The sequence below is a fragment of the Algibacter sp. TI.3.09 genome (assembly GCF_038154905.1).
In the GTDB taxonomy this organism is placed as follows: domain Bacteria; phylum Bacteroidota; class Bacteroidia; order Flavobacteriales; family Flavobacteriaceae; genus Algibacter.
Genome location: NZ_JBAKAN010000085.1, coordinates 1 through 271 on the forward strand (window position 1 = coordinate 1; position 271 = coordinate 271).

1 protein-coding gene is annotated in these 271 nt (G+C 37.6%); it reads right to left on the reverse strand.

From position 1 onward, the window contains the following. Positions 1–271 (reverse strand): Ig-like domain-containing protein (locus V6246_RS18420; protein ID WP_341561887.1); only part of this gene is annotated, 271 nt, incomplete at both ends.

Here is a 271-nt window from a genome sequence, read left to right on the forward strand (position 1 = left end):
TGTAAGTATATGTTCCATCAGAATTAACAACCACAGAACCATTAGCAGGTTGCGTGTTAGCCGTTACTGATTGGTTATCACCTTCGAAATCTTCATCGTTGGTTAATACATTACCAGTTACGGGTTGTCCAACGAATGTGTTGTTGATATCAGCAATAGCATCTGTTGTGTTTTCAATACCACCAACAGTAATGTAAACGGTAGCTGTATCACAAGCTTGATCTGCATTATCATCACAAATGGTATACGTAAACATATCTGTTCCAACAAA